The following is a 15,508-nucleotide window of genomic DNA, read 5'->3' on the forward strand; positions in this document are numbered from 1 at the left end:
GCCGAAAACCGTACAACTCATTGATACTCAAGGAGTTTTCCGTTTCGACTGCGCCGGAAGTGGGGCGAATTATAGGCCGTTAGAATTTTGAGTCAAGGGCTAATTGAGTGAATCTATCAATTACCTCACAAGCCCCGCATTTACGTCTCTATAAAGGCCGCGAGAGCTCGCTCTTCTATATAGAAGAGCGTTAAACCACACGTGACGCTCTTAAAGCATCAAGAGCCCCAGTAGTCAGCCCCAACACCCGCTGCAACACTTCCTCCGTATGCTCCCCCAACAAAGGCGGGGCATTGCGATACTCAACCGGCGTTTCAGACAACCGTATAGGACTCGCCACTTGCGGCACCAAACCCGCCAGCACATGGGGCAGCTCTATAGCCAACCCACGAGCCAATACCTGAGGATCCGCAAACACCTGCGCCAAATCATTGATCGGCCCACAAGGCACGCCTGCCGCCTCGAGCTGCGACACCCATTCGGCCGTCGTTTTGAAGACTGTCGCTTGCCGAATTAACGGAATCAGCGCTGCACGATTGGCCACTCGCAGCTTGTTAGTCAAAAAGCGCGGATCATCCGCCCACTCAACCCGCCCCGCCACTTCAGCAAACTTGCGAAACTGACCGTCATTGCCCACCGTGAGGATGAAATCACCATCCGCTGTAGGAAAATCCTGATAAGGCACGATATTCGGATGTGCATTACCCAAGCGCTGTGGCGATACACCTGTAGTCAGGTAGTTCATTGCCTGGTTGGCCAAGCAAGCCACCTGCACATCCAGCAGCGCCATATCGATATGCTGCCCACCACCATCATGCTGTCGATGTGCAAGCGCAGCCAGGATCGCAACCGTAGAGTAAAGCCCCGTCAGAATATCCGTCAGAGCCACGCCCACCTTAACCGGTCCCGCCCCCGACTCACCTTCAGGCCGCCCCGTTAAACTCATCAAACCGCCCAAGCCCTGAATCATAAAGTCATAACCGGCCCGCTTGGCATATGGCCCCGTCTGACCAAACCCCGTGATTGAGCAGTAAATCAGATCCGGATTCGCCTCCTTAAGCGACGCATAGTCCAGCCCATACGCCTGCAAACCACCGACCTTAAAGTTCTCGATCAAAATATCGGACTTCGCCGCCAACTCGCGCACCAAGCGCTGCCCTTCTGGCTTGGTGAAGTCGATAGTCACTGACTGTTTATTACGATTGGCCGACAAGTAATAAGCGGCTTCGCCCGTACTCTCTCCATAAGCATCCTTGAGGAAAGGCGGCCCCCAGGCGCGCGTATCGTCGCCATTACCCGGACGCTCGACCTTGATCACCTCAGCACCTAGATCCGCAAGAATCTGCCCAGCCCACGGCCCAGCCAATACACGCGACAGATCCAACACCCGCAAATGCGATAAAGCACCCATGAGCCGAGCCTCTATTAATAGAACGCCTGAAGACCCGTTTGCGCACGCCCAAGAATCAGCGCATGCACATCATGCGTACCTTCATAGGTATTCACGACTTCCAGGTTGACCAAATGACGCGCAACACCGAACTCATCGGAAATGCCATTCCCCCCCAACATGTCCCGCGCCATACGAGCGATATCCAATGACTTGCCGCACGAGTTGCGTTTCATGATTGACGTAATCTCAACCGCAGCCGTGCCTTCATCCTTCATTCGCCCCAAGCGCAAACAACCTTGCAGCGCGAGCGTGATCTCAGTTTGCATATCTGCCAGCTTCTTCTGAATCAACTGCGTCGCAGCCAAAGGACGCCCAAACTGCTGACGATCAAGCGTGTACTGGCGCGCGGTATGCCAGCAGGCCTCAGCAGCGCCTAGTGCACCCCACGAAATTCCATAACGAGCGGAGTTCAGGCAGGTAAAAGGACCTTTCAATCCGCGCACATCCGGAAAGATGTTTTCTTCTGGCACGAATACATTATCCATAACGATTTCGCCCGTGATCGAAGCGCGCAATCCAACCTTGCCGTGAATCGCAGGAGCACTCAGCCCCTTCCAACCTTTTTCCAGAACAAAACCACGAATATCGCCGGCATCATCCTTGCCCCACACCACAAACACATCGGCGATGGGGCTATTGGTGATCCACATCTTGCTGCCCGTCAGGCTGTAGCCGCCGTCGACTTTACGCGCACGCGTAATCATCGCCCCAGGATCAGACCCGTGGTTAGGCTCTGTAAGACCAAAACAGCCAATCCACTCGCCAGACGCCAACTTCGGCAAATACTTCTGTTTTTGCGCGTCAGTACCGAACTCATTGATCGGCACCATCACCAAAGATGACTGCACGCTCATCATTGAACGGTAGCCCGAGTCCACACGCTCAACCTCACGCGCAATCAAGCCATAGCTCACATAGTTAAGGCCGCTGCCCCCGTATTGCTCAGGAATCATCGCCCCCAGCAAACCTGTTTCACCCATCTCGCGAAAGATCGCAGGGTCTGTCTTTTCATGACGAAAGGCCTCAAGCACACGCGGCGCCAGCTTGTCCTGAGCAAACTGCTCAGCGCTATCACGCACCATGCGCTCCTCTTCAGTGAGCTGCTGATCCAACAACAGTGGATCAATCCAGTTGAAGCTTGCTTTACCCGCCATGAAAGAACCCTCGCGAAATAGATCAAATACCGTGGCCCGATCCTAGGCCGCTCTATATAGAAGGACAAACGAGGATTCGGCACGCTCTTGTGATAATTTCTCACTCTGTGACGACCCGGAATGCGATTTTTTACGACCTTTAGTGAGGAAGCCGTACATGCGCCGCAAGATTCCCAGCACGACAGCCCTGATCAGCTTTGAGGCAGCCGCCCGTCACGAGAGCTTCACCAAGGCTGCAAACGAGCTATCCCTCACTCAAGGTGCAATCTGCCGACAGATTGCCAGCCTCGAAGAGTTCTTAAGCGTAGAACTCTTCAGACGATCTAAACGCGGTGTGAAACTGACAGAAGCAGGCCTTTCCTACAGCAGAAGAATAGCCACCCAACTGGATGCTGTAGAGCGCGACACCCTGTCCGTCATGGGCCAACAAGGAGCCAGCACCATTGAACTCGCTGTCGTCCCCACATTCGGTACGCAATGGCTACTGCCCCGCCTCAAAGACTTCCAGCAGCAACATCCAGACGTCACGGTCAATCTCACCAACCGCACACGCCCATTCCTGTTTGCCGACACCGACTTTGATGCCGCTATCTATTTCGGCGATGCAGACTGGTCTGGCACCTCCTCCTACCGCCTATTGGGAGAAAACCCAGTTCCCGTCTGTAGCCCTTCATTACTAGGCGTACATCAGAGCCTCACCCCCCAAGCCTTGGCAGAACTTCCCCTACTGCAACAAACCACCCGCCCCTATGCGTGGCGCCAATGGTTCAACGCTCAAAACTTGAACATACCGCGAGACATGACCGGGCCACGTTACGAGCTGTTCTCAATGCTTGCACAAGCGGCCATGCACGAGATGGGCGTCGCCTTGATCCCTCCCTTCCTGATTCAGCGCGAACTTGCTGAACAACGGCTGATGATCGCCAACCCCTCCACTCTCCCAAGCACCAAGGCTTACCACCTGATGATTCCGGATCGCAAAATCGAGTCAGCATCGTTACACGCCTTTCGCGATTGGCTTATTCAGCAAGCCCAGCACTACAGCCTGAGTTAAGGCATTACATCGTCCAAACAAGTTATGTAGTGCATATAAAAAAGAACCTACAGATATACGTAAATGTCGCTTTAAGGCACCCATTACTTATGTCTAACTGGACAAACACTGAGACCAGCAACCACGCGGCCTGTAGGGTATTTCCGAAAGTTATGCCCGGATAACCAAAAGAAATGTGAAAAAAACTCGAAAAGCATCTTTAATCGCTGTGAGCCACGTAATTACTGGCCTCTAGCCAGTCATTGCGACATTCGGTCACTGCATGACTTGTAGTAAAAATTCCGTCACCCTTCATAAGTTGTTGAAGGCCTAAAAAATCGCCTGCATTATGCGGCGCCCCACCTGAATTCAGTGGGATCGTGCTGATCGGCCGCCCCAGCCGCACCATCCGAAGTGCACTGGCTTTCTTATAAAAGATCACGCAGGAGATATGACGTGCATATTGGTGTTCCTCTCGAGACCCAAACGGGTGAAACGCGGGTTGCTGCAACCCCGGAAACCATCAAGAAGCTGATCGGCCAAGGCCATAAAGTGACTGTTCAAAGCGGCGCGGGCGTTAATGCCAGTGTTATCGACAGTGCTTATGAAGCCGCAGGCGCAATCATTGGCAGCGCAGCTGACGCCTTTGGCGCTGAGTTAATTCTCAAAGTCGTTGCCCCTAACGACAGCGAACTGGCTCAGATCAATAACGGCGCAGTGCTTATTGGCATGCTCAACCCGTTCAGCAATGAAACCATTGCCAAACTGGCCGAGCAGGGCATCACTGCCTTCTCTCTTGAAGCCGCTCCCCGCACCTCCCGTGCGCAAAGTCTTGATGTGTTGTCATCCCAAGCCAACATTGCCGGCTATAAAGCTGTCTTGCTGGCCGCTCATCACTACCCGCGCTTTATGCCGATGCTGATGACAGCTGCCGGAACAGTAAAAGCTGCGCGCGTGTTGATTCTCGGCGCAGGCGTTGCTGGCTTGCAGGCTATTGCCACGGCCAAACGTCTGGGTGCCGTCATCGAAGCATCCGATGTAAGGCCCGCAGTCAAAGAGCAAATCGAGTCGCTAGGCGCCAAATTTGTGGATGTGCCTTATGAAACCGACGAAGAGCGCGAATGCGCTGTCGGCGTTGGTGGCTATGCACGACCAATGCCCGCCAGTTGGATGCAGCGCCAGGCGGTGGCCGTTCACGAACGCGCCAAGCAAGCAGATATCGTCATCACCACTGCGCTGATCCCGGGCCGTAAGGCACCTGTATTGCTGAGCGCTGAAACCGTCGCGCAAATGAAGCCCGGCTCGGTGGTCATCGACTTGGCCGCAGCCCAGGGCGGCAACTGCCCCCTGACAGTCGCCGACCAAGTCGTGATTGAGCACGGCGTTACGATTGTGGGGCACACCAATTTGGCCGCGATGGTTGCGGCAGACGCTTCGGCGCTATACGCCCGCAACTTGCTGGACTTCCTCAAGCTGGTCTTCACCCCTGAAGGGCAGTTCCAGATCAACCTAGAAGACGACATTGTCGCTGCATGCTTGATGTGCCGCGACGGTCAAATCGTGCGCAAAAACGGCTGAGGATAAAAACAATGGAAGAGCTGATCTCCCCCGGCATCTACAACCTGATCATTTTCGTGCTGGCCATTTATGTGGGCTATCACGTGGTCTGGAACGTAACACCCGCCCTGCACACGCCACTGATGGCCGTGACTAACGCCATTTCAGCCATTGTGATCGTAGGCGCCATGCTCGCTGCCGCACTGACGGTCACCCCGCTGGGCAAAACTATGGGCACCCTAGCCGTCGCCTTGGCAGCCGTTAACGTATTTGGTGGATTTTTGGTCACCCGGCGCATGCTGGAAATGTTCAAGAAGAAAGCACCTAAAGCTAAAGAAGAGGTGCGCAAGCCATGAGCATGAATCTGGTCACTGTTCTGTATCTGGTTGCCTCGATCTGCTTCATTCAGGCGCTCAAAGGTCTTTCTCACCCGACCACCTCACGCCGCGGCAACTTGTTCGGCATGCTCGGTATGGCCCTGGCCGTAGTGACGACTGTCGGGCTGGTCTACAAACTGGGCGCTGAAATCGCAACAGCGGGCATCGGTTACGTGATCGTTGGTCTGCTAGTCGGCGGTACTGCCGGTTCGATCATGGCTAAACGCGTCGAAATGACCAAAATGCCCGAACTGGTTGCCTTCATGCACAGCATGATCGGCTTGGCAGCGGTCTTTATTGCCATCGCGGCCGTGGTAGAGCCGCAATCTCTGGGTATCGTCAAACAGCTGGGCGACGCCATCCCGGCCGGTAACCGTCTGGAGCTGTTCTTGGGCGCAGCGATTGGCGCTATCACCTTCTCCGGCTCGGTCATCGCGTTCGGCAAACTGTCGGGCAAGTACAAGTTCCGCCTGTTTCAAGGCGCACCGGTACAGTTCGGCGGCCAACACAAACTGAACCTAGTACTGGGCTTGGCCACTTTGGGCCTCGGCATCACCTTTATGTTGACTGGCAACCTCAACGCCTTTGCGCTGATGCTAGCCCTGGCGTTTGTTCTGGGCGTGCTCATCATCATCCCGATTGGCGGCGCCGACATGCCAGTCGTGGTATCGATGCTCAACAGCTACTCCGGCTGGGCCGCAGCAGGCATTGGCTTCTCGCTGAACAACTCGATGCTGATCATTGCAGGCTCGTTGGTGGGTTCTTCGGGCGCAATCCTTTCGTACATCATGTGCAAAGCCATGAATCGCTCGTTCTTCAACGTGATTCTGGGTGGTTTCGGTGGCGCAACCGATACAGCCGGCCCCGCGGGCGCACAAGAAGCTCGCCCGGTTAAATCCGGCTCGGCTGATGACGCGACTTTCTTGCTGACCAATGCCGATACCGTGATCATCGTTCCGGGTTACGGCTTGGCAGTAGCGCGAGCACAACACGCACTCAAAGAGCTGACCGAGAAGCTGACCCATCGCGGCGTAACCGTTAAATACGCGATTCACCCCGTAGCAGGTCGTATGCCGGGCCACATGAACGTGCTGCTGGCAGAGGCCGAAGTGCCTTACGACCAAGTGTTCGAGATGGAAGACATCAACTCTGAATTTGGCCAGGCCGACGTGGTGCTGGTATTGGGCGCTAACGACGTGGTTAACCCCGCCGCCAAAAACGATCCTAAATCACCGATTGCCGGCATGCCGATCCTTGAGGCGTATAAAGCAAAAACCGTCATCGTTAACAAACGCTCAATGGCCAGTGGCTATGCAGGCTTGGATAACGAATTGTTTTATCTGGATAAAACCATGATGGTCTTCGGCGACGCCAAGAAAGTTATTGAGGATATGGTTAAAGCGGTCGAGTAATATTCAGCCACTACCACACCGAAAACCCCGGCGCTGAATTGACCGGGGTTTTTTATTTCCTGAGAGATCCCGACCGAAGGCTCTAAATCCGCCCTAGGCATTCGACCATGGTAGCGGGACGCCGCGCTTTGAAAATGAATAGACTGCGCATCTTGCTTCCGTTGCCCGAGATAACAATCCATGTACCGTGAACGTATTCGCCTAAATTCCCTACACGATAAGGTTATGAGCGCCGAAGAAGCCGCCGCCCTTATCCAAGACGGCATGACCGTCGGCATGAGCGGTTTTACCCGTGCCGGCGAAGCCAAAGCCGTCCCACAAGCATTGGCTGAGCGCGCTAAAAAGTCGCCACTTAAAATCACCCTGATGACTGGCGCCAGCCTGGGCAACGACCTGGACAAGCAATTGACCGAAGCCGGTGTTCTGGCTCGTCGCATGCCATTTCAGGTCGACAGCACGCTGCGCAAAGCAATCAACGCTGGCGAAGTGATGTTCATCGATCAGCATTTGTCCGAAACCGTTGAGCAACTGCGTAACAAGCAACTCACGCTGCCAGACATTGCCGTTATTGAGGCAGTTGCCATTACCGAACAAGGCCATATCGTGCCGACGACCTCGGTAGGCAACTCCGCCAGCTTTGCGATTTTCGCCAAGCAAGTGATCGTCGAGATCAACCTGGCGCACAACCCGAATCTGGAAGGTCTGCACGACATCTATATTCCGACCTATCGCCCGACACGCACACCGATCCCATTGGTGAAAGTCGACGACCGCATCGGCAGCACCGCAATCCCGATTCCGGCAGAAAAAATCGTCGCTATCGTCATCACCAACAAACCAGACTCCCCCTCCACGGTGTCTGAGCCGGACAGCGAAACCGACGGCATCGCCTTCCACCTGATCAACTTCCTCAAGTCTGAAGTTGATGCTGGGCGCATGACCAACAAACTGGGCCCGTTGCAAGCCGGTATCGGCAACATCGCCAACGCGGTGATGTGCGGCCTGATTGATTCGCCGTTCGAAGACCTGACCATGTACTCCGAAGTACTACAGGACTCGACCTTCGATCTGATCGACGCAGGTAAATTGAGCTTCGCCTCAGGCAGCTCGATCACTTTGTCCAGTCGTCGTAATGCTGACGTGTTCGGCAACCTTGAGCGCTACAAAGACAAACTGGTACTGCGCCCGCAAGAGATCTCAAACCACCCTGAAGTGGTGCGTCGCTTGGGCATTATCGGTATCAACACAGCGCTGGAATTCGACATCTACGGCAACGTCAACTCCACTCACGTGTGCGGTACGCGCATGATGAACGGCATTGGCGGCTCGGGCGACTTCGCGCGAAACGCTCACTTGGCGATCTTCGTCACCAAGTCGATTGCCAAAGCCGGCGCGATCTCCAGCGTTGTGCCAATGGTCAGTCACGTTGACCACACCGAGCACGATGTGGACATTCTGGTGACCGAACAAGGCCTGGCAGATTTGCGTGGCCTGGCGCCCCGTGAGCGCGCTCGCGTCATCATCGACAACTGTGTTCACCCAGACTTTCGCGAAGCGCTGAATGAATACTTCACCAAAGCCTGTGCTATCGGTGGTCACACCCCGCACATCCTTCGTGAAGCGTTGAGCTGGCACATCAACCTGGAAGAAACCGGGAAAATGTTGCCGTAACACGCGAGCTAGACAGCCGCCGTGGAAAACCCTGTTTTCTCGGCGGCTTTTTTATGCCCGCCTTAAAAAACTGTACTGCTGTACTGGTCACTTCCTACCTAATTCACACCAAAATCCTACTTAAACAGCCTTATTCGCACCATTAGAGTGCGGACAGGTACAGTTGTGCACATTTATGGCCGTACAGCACCTGTAAACAGTTAACTGGCCCATCGCAATACAAGTGAACTGTATCTAGAGAGTCTGGACGCAGAGGAGGATCATTGGCATCAGTTAAACCACTAGCCAATGCCGCCACAAGCGGAAGGATGCCGTCATGGAACGTACACTCAGTTCCGATCTGTTCAACGAAAGCAACACTGTAAACACCCAGGCTTCAATGCCTTTGCGCGTACTTGCCAACTTGATGTTGTGGCAGCGTCGCATCTCCAGCCGCCACCAGTTGGCTCGCTTGGACTCGCGTCTTCTGGCTGATGCCGGGATTAGCGAAGCACAGCGTCACGAAGAGCTGAGCAAACCATTCTGGCGCTAATGAGCGCTCGCTGGCCCTGACTATCGGTCTATCGCCAGCAACCAGATTTGAAAAAACAAAACCCGTCGCGGGCGACCGCTGACGGGTTTTGTCGTTTTGGATGTCTGTTTTAAGTCGACTGGTACAGTTTTATAAAAAGTAGAATACACCGATACAGTTTTAGACAGGCTTGATTTAGAGCACCTTGCCTACACCTACGAGTAAAACATCCTTTGCCTGACGCGGCCCTGAGCCTACTATTCGCGCTATAACCGTCTATTTTTATAAGTTCAAGCCAAGGAGTATCACCATGCCCACACTTCGCCTACTTAGCGCGGCGGCCCTGCTGGTTGTTGCAGCCAGCACCAACGCCTCCAGCTTTTACGTCACCACCGACTCTCTCGTACGCACCCTCAAAGCCACCTCTGACCTGACGTCCGATGCGAGCGGCTCTCTGCGTGATAACAAAATCGTACGCGCCGCCCGTGATGACGCAGCCAGCTTTGTGGCAAGCGAAGGTGCCATTCGTGGTGTAAAACTCGAAAGCGCGTTCGAGTCGATTCGCCAGCAAGCGCCTCAACTGCAAGCGAGCGACGCGCAATTGGCTCAAGCCATTCTGACTTACTGAGTTCCGGGCACGCCTGAACTTACCTGTAGGCACTGGTCGCGAACAAAATCGCAGCCAGTGCCCGCGCAAGGTATGGGCTCATCCTCACGCTGGCACTGCCCCGGTCATTACGCTAGCCTTGGGCCTCGCTCATCAATCAACGAGACCCATGCGTTTTTTCTTTATAGCTCTGCTTGCCCTCTTCTGGACGTACCCAGCCAATGCCTTCGACATGACCACCCAAAACACGGTGCTCACGGGTTATGTCACCAGCAAAGTGACGTCCGCGCCTTTCGACCGCAAACTGATACGTGCCGCCCAAGATGACGCTGCTGCCTTTGTTGCCAGCGACGGGCAACTGCGAGGCGCACAGCTAGAATCCGCTTTACGTTATCTGCGCCTGACACAACCAACATTGAGTGCCAATGATCTTGAACTGGCACAGACAATTCTCGTCCAATAGACACCCGCGTTTTCTGGAGATGTTTCATGCGTAGCCCGTTGATTGTTGCCACCCTTGGCCTGTTATTGCTCGCCGATGTGGCTCAAGCACAGACCTTAGTGCAAACCAGTAACATCGTGGTCCGTGCCTTTGGCCGCGCCATTGATTTTACGTCCGACACCACCACCTCCATTCGTGACTCAAAAGTGGTACGCGAAGCCCGCGACGACGCCGCTACTTTTGTCGCCAGCCAAGGTGATATTCGTGGCGTACAACTAGAGTCCGCTTTCAAGACGCTGCGTGATCGCGTTCCTGAAGCACAGAACGCCAGCGACCAAGACCTCGCCGAAGCCATCCTCTCACTGTGAAGCCACTGACAGGCTGGCTCACGGCGTGCGCCCTGCTGCTGATTGGTAGCAGTGCGCACGCCGCTCTGCATTTGCAGCTCAACACTGACGGCCTGACGCCCGCCGAACAGCAAGCCAGCCAAGCCTTGCTGGACGAGGCCATGCAAAAGCTGCCACCGCACTTCATCCAACAACTGGATCGGCAGATTTTGGTCGGCTGGACCAACGACATGCCCAGCAACGCTTATGGCCAGGCGTCGTTGACCTCTGAGCTGGACTTAAACCGCAACCTGCTCGCCGGGTTGACCGATGGCTCAGCAGCCACCCAACAAACTAATCGCCCCCACGGCACTGTACGCCGTGAAATGCTTGCCACCGTGCTGCACGAACTCACTCACCTGTACGACCGCGCCCGCCTCTGGCCTGCCGCGCAACGCACACTGATCCAACGCTGCGCCAGACAAAACAGTAGCGCCGGCCTGATTGGCTTGCCTGATCAATGCCGCGGCCAAACTGAGCGCCGTTTTACCCTCAGCGACGACCCGCGCCTGCTCGATCTCGCGGGGTGGCAGCAGTACGTGGGCCGCCGTGGCGAACGTGAACATGAAAACCGCCAGATTGCGCGCAGCCCGGACTTATACGAGATCAGCAACCCCAAAGAATTTGTTGCGGTCAACATGGAGTACTTCCTGCTCGACCCGGCCTACGCTTGTCGACGCCCCGCGCTGTATCGCTACTTCAAGCAGCACTTTGGCTGGGCGCCAGAAGCTAAAGACCAGTGCCCTAAAGGCTTTGCCTTTCTCAACGCTGGCAACGACTTCGCCTTACAACCTCTAGGCACCGTCGACCCCGAGCGCGTGTATGCCGTCGATTACCTGTTGGCAGAAGCCAATCAGGAGTGGGCCAGTCGCTGGGGCCACAGCATGTTACGTCTGGTGATCTGCGCACCGGGCCGCCCACGTGGCCCCGATTGCCGACTCGACCTGCAAGAACATTTGGTGTTGTCATACCGAGCGTTCGTTAACGACGTGCAACTCTCAAGCTGGGACGGCCTGACCGGTGCTTATCCCTCACGGCTGTTTGTACTGCCACTGGCCCAAGTCATCGACGAATACACCAAGACCGAGTTACGCAGCCTGGCGTCTGTGCCGCTCAAACTCAGTCGTCCTGAAATCACAGAAGTCGTCGAACATGCTGCCGAAATGCACTGGAGCTACGACGGTAACTACTACTTCATCTCCAACAACTGCGCCGTCGAAACCCTGAAACTGCTGCGCAGCGGCAGCGACAACCCCCAGCTCAAAGGCTTGGACAGCATCGTGCCCAATGGTTTGTTGGAAGTCCTTAAGGCGCGTGGGCTGGCTGACACCAGCGTGCTGGACGACCCCAAGGAAGCGCTGCGCCTGGGTTATCGGTTTGATTCTTACCGCGACCGCTATCAAGCCATGTTCGATGTGCTCAAAACACGCTTGCCGATCAAACAAACCACTGTCGAAGACTGGATGGCGCTAAGTGCAGCCGAGCGTCAGCCGTGGCTTGAGCAAGCCGACCTGCGCGCCAGCGCCGCGTTATTACTGTTGGAGCAAGCCAGCTTCCGCCGCCAGCTGCTATTGGCTCAGGACGAAGTGAAACAAAAGTACCTGAACGCACGCGGGCTCAAAAACAGCGGCATGGACAAAGCCAACAAGACCCTGCAAGAAATCCTCGCCAGCAGCGGGTTTCTGAGCCGCCCGGCCGAACTGCTTGGCAGCAGCGGCTATGGTCTTGCGCAAGCTAAAGAGTGGGAAATGCTCGAATCAGAAAGTAGCCAGCGCCAGAAGCAGTTGCTGCGCCTGACGGGTGATTTAGACAAAGAAGTGCGCAGCCTGCTGGAGCCTGCACGCGCAGCTGAAATTGCCGCCACCGAAGCCAATACCAAGCAAATCGGCGAGCACTTGCGGGCCATTCACAAAGCATCGGGCGGCCTGCAACTGCCTTAGGCGCGCATAAGACTCGTAGCAGTTGCCGTACGCGACGTTCGCTTGTGCGGCGATCGTAAAATCAGCATTTTCGGTTTAAGTGATAAATCGCGAATGCTGACTTTTACGACAACTGTTACGCAATCAGCGTCCAAACAAGTTATGCACCCGGCACAAAGTGCTTCTGTGCGGTGCCGTGAGCGATCAGCCGCGAGAGGTAGTTCATTTTCTCGGCATCTTGATCGACAAAACGGAAGGTCAGTTGCAACCAATCGCTGTCAGGTTTGGGTTCGTAAGCGACGATGGCATGCAGGTAACCATTCAAACGCGCTACTTCGGCGTTCTCGCCTTGCTCAAGGTCCAATACCGCGCTGTCCAGCACCTGAGGCAGCACTTCGCCACGACGCACCACCAACAGCGCCTCCTTGAGGCTCAGGGCTTTAATCACACAGGCTTGAGTGCCGCTGGGTAAACGCAGTTGGCCTTGACCACGGCCGGTCGGCGCTTTGGCTTCGGGTCTGGCTTGCGCCACAGGCGCCGCAGGGCGAGCAACCGGCGCAGCCACAACAGGCGACGGGCTAACCACTTGGGCCTTGCCACCTGTAAGAGCGCTGAGCGAGTCATTGCCAAATGCCGAGTTCATCCGCGTAGGAGCACTGGCCAACAAAGCGTCGAGCTTGCCTGCCTTGGTCAACGCTTTCTTCACTTTGGTCAGCAACTGCTCGTTGGTGAACGGCTTGCTGACGAAATCTGAAACGCCCGCCTGAATCGCCTGCACCACGTTTTCTTTATCGCCGCGGCTGGTGACCATGATGAATGGCAGCGTTTTAAGATGCTCCTGCTCTCGGCACCATGTCAGCAGCTCAAGGCCGGACATCTCTGGCATTTCCCAGTCGCACAGCACCAAATCGAAAGCGTCGCGGCTCAGCATGGCTTGGGCTTTGCGGCCGTTGACCGCGTCTTCGATCTTGATGCCCGGAAAATAGTTACGCAGGCATTTTTTTACCAGATCGCGAATAAACGACGCGTCATCCACCACCAACACACTGACCTTGCTCATCGACTGCTCCTTTGAAATCTTGGCTAGCATGCGCCGAACGATGGCCATTTGCCAAAACTGATAGGCGCCACGAATGACATTACCTTCGCAGAGCGCCTTGAATATGAAGGCCGAAAACCAAAACGCCCGGCATTAAGCCGGGCGTTTTTAGTCTCGGGCAGTCTTATTTATCGTCAGGCAGCTGCGGAACATTAGCGTTATCGCCGCCGGTGCCCTCAACTTCTTCGCGCATACGCTTAAGGCCCATGTGCCGCACATCTGTGCCGCGCACCAGATAAATCACCAACTCCGAGATGTTGCGCGCGTGATCACCAATGCGCTCCAACGAACGCAGCACCCAGATGATGCTCAACACGCGAGAAATCGAACGCGGGTCTTCCATCATGTACGTGGCCAGCTCACGCAACGCGGTCTTGTATTCACGGTCGATGATCTTGTCGTACTGCGCCACCGAAAGCGCCAGATCAGCGTCAAAACGAGCAAACGCATCCAGAGCATCACGCACCATGTTGCGAACCTGATCGCCAATGTGGCGCACTTCAACGTAGCCACGCGGGGCTTCACCTTCCTCACACAACTGAATTGCACGGCGGGCGATCTTGGTCGCCTCGTCACCAATACGCTCCAGGTCGATCACCGACTTCGAAATACTGATGATCAAACGCAAGTCGGACGCCGCAGGCTGACGACGGGCCAAAATACGCAGGCACTCCTCGTCGATGTTGCGCTCCATTTGATTGATCTGATCATCAATCTCACGCACCTGTTGAGCCAAACCGGAGTCGGCCTCAATCAACGCCGTGACCGCATCGTTAACCTGTTTTTCGACCAGACCGCCCATCGCCAGCAGGTGGCTGCGCACGTCTTCGAGTTCCGCGTTGAACTGCGCGGAAATGTGATGGGTGAGGCCATCCTTTGAAATCATGTGTCTGCTCCGCAAAAGCTGTGAGCTGCGCGCTAGAAGCGGCTAGCCAAATGTGTCGTTACGCCCGATTGCCATTGCTGCTCAAACTAGCCATAGCGCCCGGTGATGTAGTCTTCGGTCTGTTTTTTAGCCGGATTGGTGAACAGGGTGTCCGTGTCGCCGTACTCGACCATCTTGCCCATGTACATGAACGCGGTGTAGTCCGAAACCCGGGCTGCCTGCTGCATGTTGTGGGTCACGATGACGATGGTGAACTTGGACTTGAGCTCGTAGATCAACTCCTCAACTTTCAGGGTCGAGATAGGGTCGAGTGCTGAACACGGCTCATCAAGCAGCAATACTTCGGGTTCGACCGCAATGGTACGAGCAATCACCAAGCGCTGCTGCTGGCCACCGGACAAACCCAGTGCCGAATCGTGCAGACGGTCTTTCACTTCGTCCCACAACGCCGCGCCCTTCAGTGCCCACTCAACGGCTTCATCAAGGATGCGTTTTTTGTTGATGCCCTGAATCCGCAGGCCATAGACCACGTTTTCATAAATGGTCTTGGGGAACGGGTTGGGCTTTTGGAACACCATGCCCACCCGGCGACGCAGCTCCGCCACGTCTTCGCCCTTGCGGTAGATGTTATTGCCGTACAGGTTGATCTCACCTTCAACACGGCAGCCATCTACCAGATCATTCATGCGGTTGAACGTGCGCAGCAACGTGGACTTGCCACAACCCGACGGGCCGATAAACGCCGTTACCCGTTGCTTGGGGATGTTCAGGCTAACGTCGAACAGCGCTTGCTTCTCGCCGTAGTAAAGGTTCAGGCCCGGCACTTCAATGGCGACGGTTTCATCCGCCAGATTCAAGCTCTGCTTGCTGCGACCCAAGGCTGACATGTTGATGCCGTGGGCTGAGGATTCATGCTGCATGGGTTGCTCCATACGCTAAAAATTCGATTCGGTTATCTGTAAACCGGGCTTTCTACTGTAGGAGCGAGCGTGCTCGCGATT

The 15,508-nt window shown here is 55.4% G+C and carries 15 protein-coding genes; 10 read left to right on the plus strand and 5 right to left on the minus strand.

Translation table 11 applies throughout. The features are described from left to right. Positions 1 to 190: 190 nt before the first annotated feature. Entirely contained in the window at positions 191 to 1,411 is a 1,221-nt protein-coding gene (locus ACZRJQ_RS13820; RefSeq protein WP_463978901.1) for a CaiB/BaiF CoA transferase family protein, read from the minus strand. A gap of 14 nt (positions 1,412 to 1,425) precedes the next feature. Beyond that, on the minus strand, positions 1,426 to 2,607 hold the full coding sequence (locus ACZRJQ_RS13825; RefSeq protein ID WP_463978902.1) for an acyl-CoA dehydrogenase: 1,182 nt from the start codon (positions 2,605 to 2,607) through the stop codon (positions 1,426 to 1,428). Between the two features lie 157 nt (positions 2,608 to 2,764). On the opposite strand from ACZRJQ_RS13825, the gene ACZRJQ_RS13830 reads away from it, so the two are divergent. The 10 genes from ACZRJQ_RS13830 (at position 2,765) to ACZRJQ_RS13875 (ending at position 12,543) form a co-directional block, all read left to right on the plus strand. After that, entirely contained in the window at positions 2,765 to 3,661 is an 897-nt protein-coding gene (locus ACZRJQ_RS13830; RefSeq protein WP_463978903.1) for a LysR family transcriptional regulator, read from the plus strand. A gap of 435 nt (positions 3,662 to 4,096) precedes the next feature. Continuing rightward, entirely contained in the window at positions 4,097 to 5,218 is a 1,122-nt protein-coding gene (locus ACZRJQ_RS13835; protein WP_463978904.1) for a Re/Si-specific NAD(P)(+) transhydrogenase subunit alpha, read from the plus strand. An 11-nt stretch (positions 5,219 to 5,229) separates the two neighbouring features. Next, entirely contained in the window at positions 5,230 to 5,553 is a 324-nt protein-coding gene (locus ACZRJQ_RS13840) for an NAD(P) transhydrogenase subunit alpha part 2 (RefSeq protein ID WP_003438157.1), read from the plus strand. Beyond that, complete coding sequence (locus ACZRJQ_RS13845) at positions 5,550 to 6,986, plus strand: NAD(P)(+) transhydrogenase (Re/Si-specific) subunit beta (protein WP_463978905.1); 1,437 nt, start codon at positions 5,550 to 5,552, stop codon at positions 6,984 to 6,986. Before ACZRJQ_RS13840 ends, ACZRJQ_RS13845 begins: the two co-directional genes overlap by 4 nt. A gap of 180 nt (positions 6,987 to 7,166) precedes the next feature. Beyond that, positions 7,167 to 8,657, plus strand: a complete 1,491-nt coding sequence (locus ACZRJQ_RS13850; protein ID WP_463978906.1) for an acetyl-CoA hydrolase/transferase family protein — start codon at positions 7,167 to 7,169, stop codon at positions 8,655 to 8,657. A gap of 316 nt (positions 8,658 to 8,973) precedes the next feature. Continuing rightward, complete coding sequence (locus tag ACZRJQ_RS13855; protein ID WP_463978907.1) at positions 8,974 to 9,189, plus strand: DUF1127 domain-containing protein; 216 nt, start codon at positions 8,974 to 8,976, stop codon at positions 9,187 to 9,189. Between the two features lie 289 nt (positions 9,190 to 9,478). Beyond that, positions 9,479 to 9,796 carry a DUF2388 domain-containing protein gene (locus tag ACZRJQ_RS13860; RefSeq protein WP_463978908.1) on the plus strand — a complete coding sequence of 106 codons (318 nt, stop codon included), beginning with the start codon at positions 9,479 to 9,481 and terminating at the stop codon, positions 9,794 to 9,796. Positions 9,797 to 9,944: 148 nt separating this feature from the next. Further along, entirely contained in the window at positions 9,945 to 10,238 is a 294-nt protein-coding gene (locus tag ACZRJQ_RS13865) for a DUF2388 domain-containing protein (protein WP_463978909.1), read from the plus strand. Between the two features lie 26 nt (positions 10,239 to 10,264). Further along, positions 10,265 to 10,585, plus strand: a complete 321-nt coding sequence (locus ACZRJQ_RS13870; protein ID WP_463978910.1) for a DUF2388 domain-containing protein — start codon at positions 10,265 to 10,267, stop codon at positions 10,583 to 10,585. Beyond that, positions 10,582 to 12,543: a DUF7844 domain-containing protein gene (locus ACZRJQ_RS13875; protein WP_463978911.1), complete on the plus strand. Its 1,962-nt coding sequence runs from the start codon at positions 10,582 to 10,584 to the stop codon at positions 12,541 to 12,543. The genes ACZRJQ_RS13870 and ACZRJQ_RS13875 overlap by 4 nt, the downstream gene beginning before the upstream one ends. A 139-nt stretch (positions 12,544 to 12,682) precedes the next feature. Here ACZRJQ_RS13875 and ACZRJQ_RS13880 read toward each other — a convergent pair whose 3' ends face one another. The 3 genes from ACZRJQ_RS13880 to pstB form a co-directional block, all read right to left on the minus strand. Further along, the gene (locus ACZRJQ_RS13880; RefSeq protein ID WP_463978912.1) at positions 12,683 to 13,582 is read right to left on the minus strand and encodes a response regulator; all 900 of its coding nucleotides are present in this window, start codon (positions 13,580 to 13,582) and stop codon (positions 12,683 to 12,685) included. 163 nt (positions 13,583 to 13,745) lie between these two features. Then, the gene (gene phoU / locus ACZRJQ_RS13885) at positions 13,746 to 14,507 is read right to left on the minus strand and encodes a phosphate signaling complex protein PhoU (RefSeq protein ID WP_463978913.1); all 762 of its coding nucleotides are present in this window, start codon (positions 14,505 to 14,507) and stop codon (positions 13,746 to 13,748) included. Between the two features lie 86 nt (positions 14,508 to 14,593). Beyond that, on the minus strand, positions 14,594 to 15,427 hold the full coding sequence (gene pstB / locus ACZRJQ_RS13890; protein WP_463978914.1) for a phosphate ABC transporter ATP-binding protein PstB: 834 nt from the start codon (positions 15,425 to 15,427) through the stop codon (positions 14,594 to 14,596). Between the last annotated feature and the right edge of the window lie 81 nt (positions 15,428 to 15,508).

The organism is Pseudomonas sp. E315 (assembly GCF_055406205.1).

Bases quoted from the DNA above. Each gene is read 5' to 3' on its own strand.
- ACZRJQ_RS13855 (WP_463978907.1), top strand. From the start codon at position 8,974: ATGGAACGTACACTCAGTTCCGATCTGTTCAACGAAAGCAACACTGTA.
- ACZRJQ_RS13865 (WP_463978909.1), top strand. From the start codon at position 9,945: ATGCGTTTTTTCTTTATAGCTCTGCTTGCCCTCTTCTGGACGTACCCA.
- ACZRJQ_RS13825 (WP_463978902.1), bottom strand. From the start codon at position 2,607: ATGGCGGGTAAAGCAAGCTTCAACTGGATTGATCCACTGTTGTTGGAT.
- ACZRJQ_RS13820 (WP_463978901.1), bottom strand. From the start codon at position 1,411: ATGGGTGCTTTATCGCATTTGCGGGTGTTGGATCTGTCGCGTGTATTG.
- ACZRJQ_RS13845 (WP_463978905.1), top strand. From the start codon at position 5,550: ATGAGCATGAATCTGGTCACTGTTCTGTATCTGGTTGCCTCGATCTGC.
- ACZRJQ_RS13860 (WP_463978908.1), top strand. From the start codon at position 9,479: ATGCCCACACTTCGCCTACTTAGCGCGGCGGCCCTGCTGGTTGTTGCA.
- ACZRJQ_RS13880 (WP_463978912.1), bottom strand. From the start codon at position 13,582: ATGAGCAAGGTCAGTGTGTTGGTGGTGGATGACGCGTCGTTTATTCGC.
- ACZRJQ_RS13870 (WP_463978910.1), top strand. From the start codon at position 10,265: ATGCGTAGCCCGTTGATTGTTGCCACCCTTGGCCTGTTATTGCTCGCC.
- ACZRJQ_RS13840 (WP_003438157.1), top strand. From the start codon at position 5,230: ATGGAAGAGCTGATCTCCCCCGGCATCTACAACCTGATCATTTTCGTG.
- phoU (WP_463978913.1), bottom strand. From the start codon at position 14,507: ATGATTTCAAAGGATGGCCTCACCCATCACATTTCCGCGCAGTTCAAC.
- ACZRJQ_RS13850 (WP_463978906.1), top strand. From the start codon at position 7,167: ATGTACCGTGAACGTATTCGCCTAAATTCCCTACACGATAAGGTTATG.
- pstB (WP_463978914.1), bottom strand. From the start codon at position 15,427: ATGCAGCATGAATCCTCAGCCCACGGCATCAACATGTCAGCCTTGGGT.
- ACZRJQ_RS13830 (WP_463978903.1), top strand. From the start codon at position 2,765: ATGCGCCGCAAGATTCCCAGCACGACAGCCCTGATCAGCTTTGAGGCA.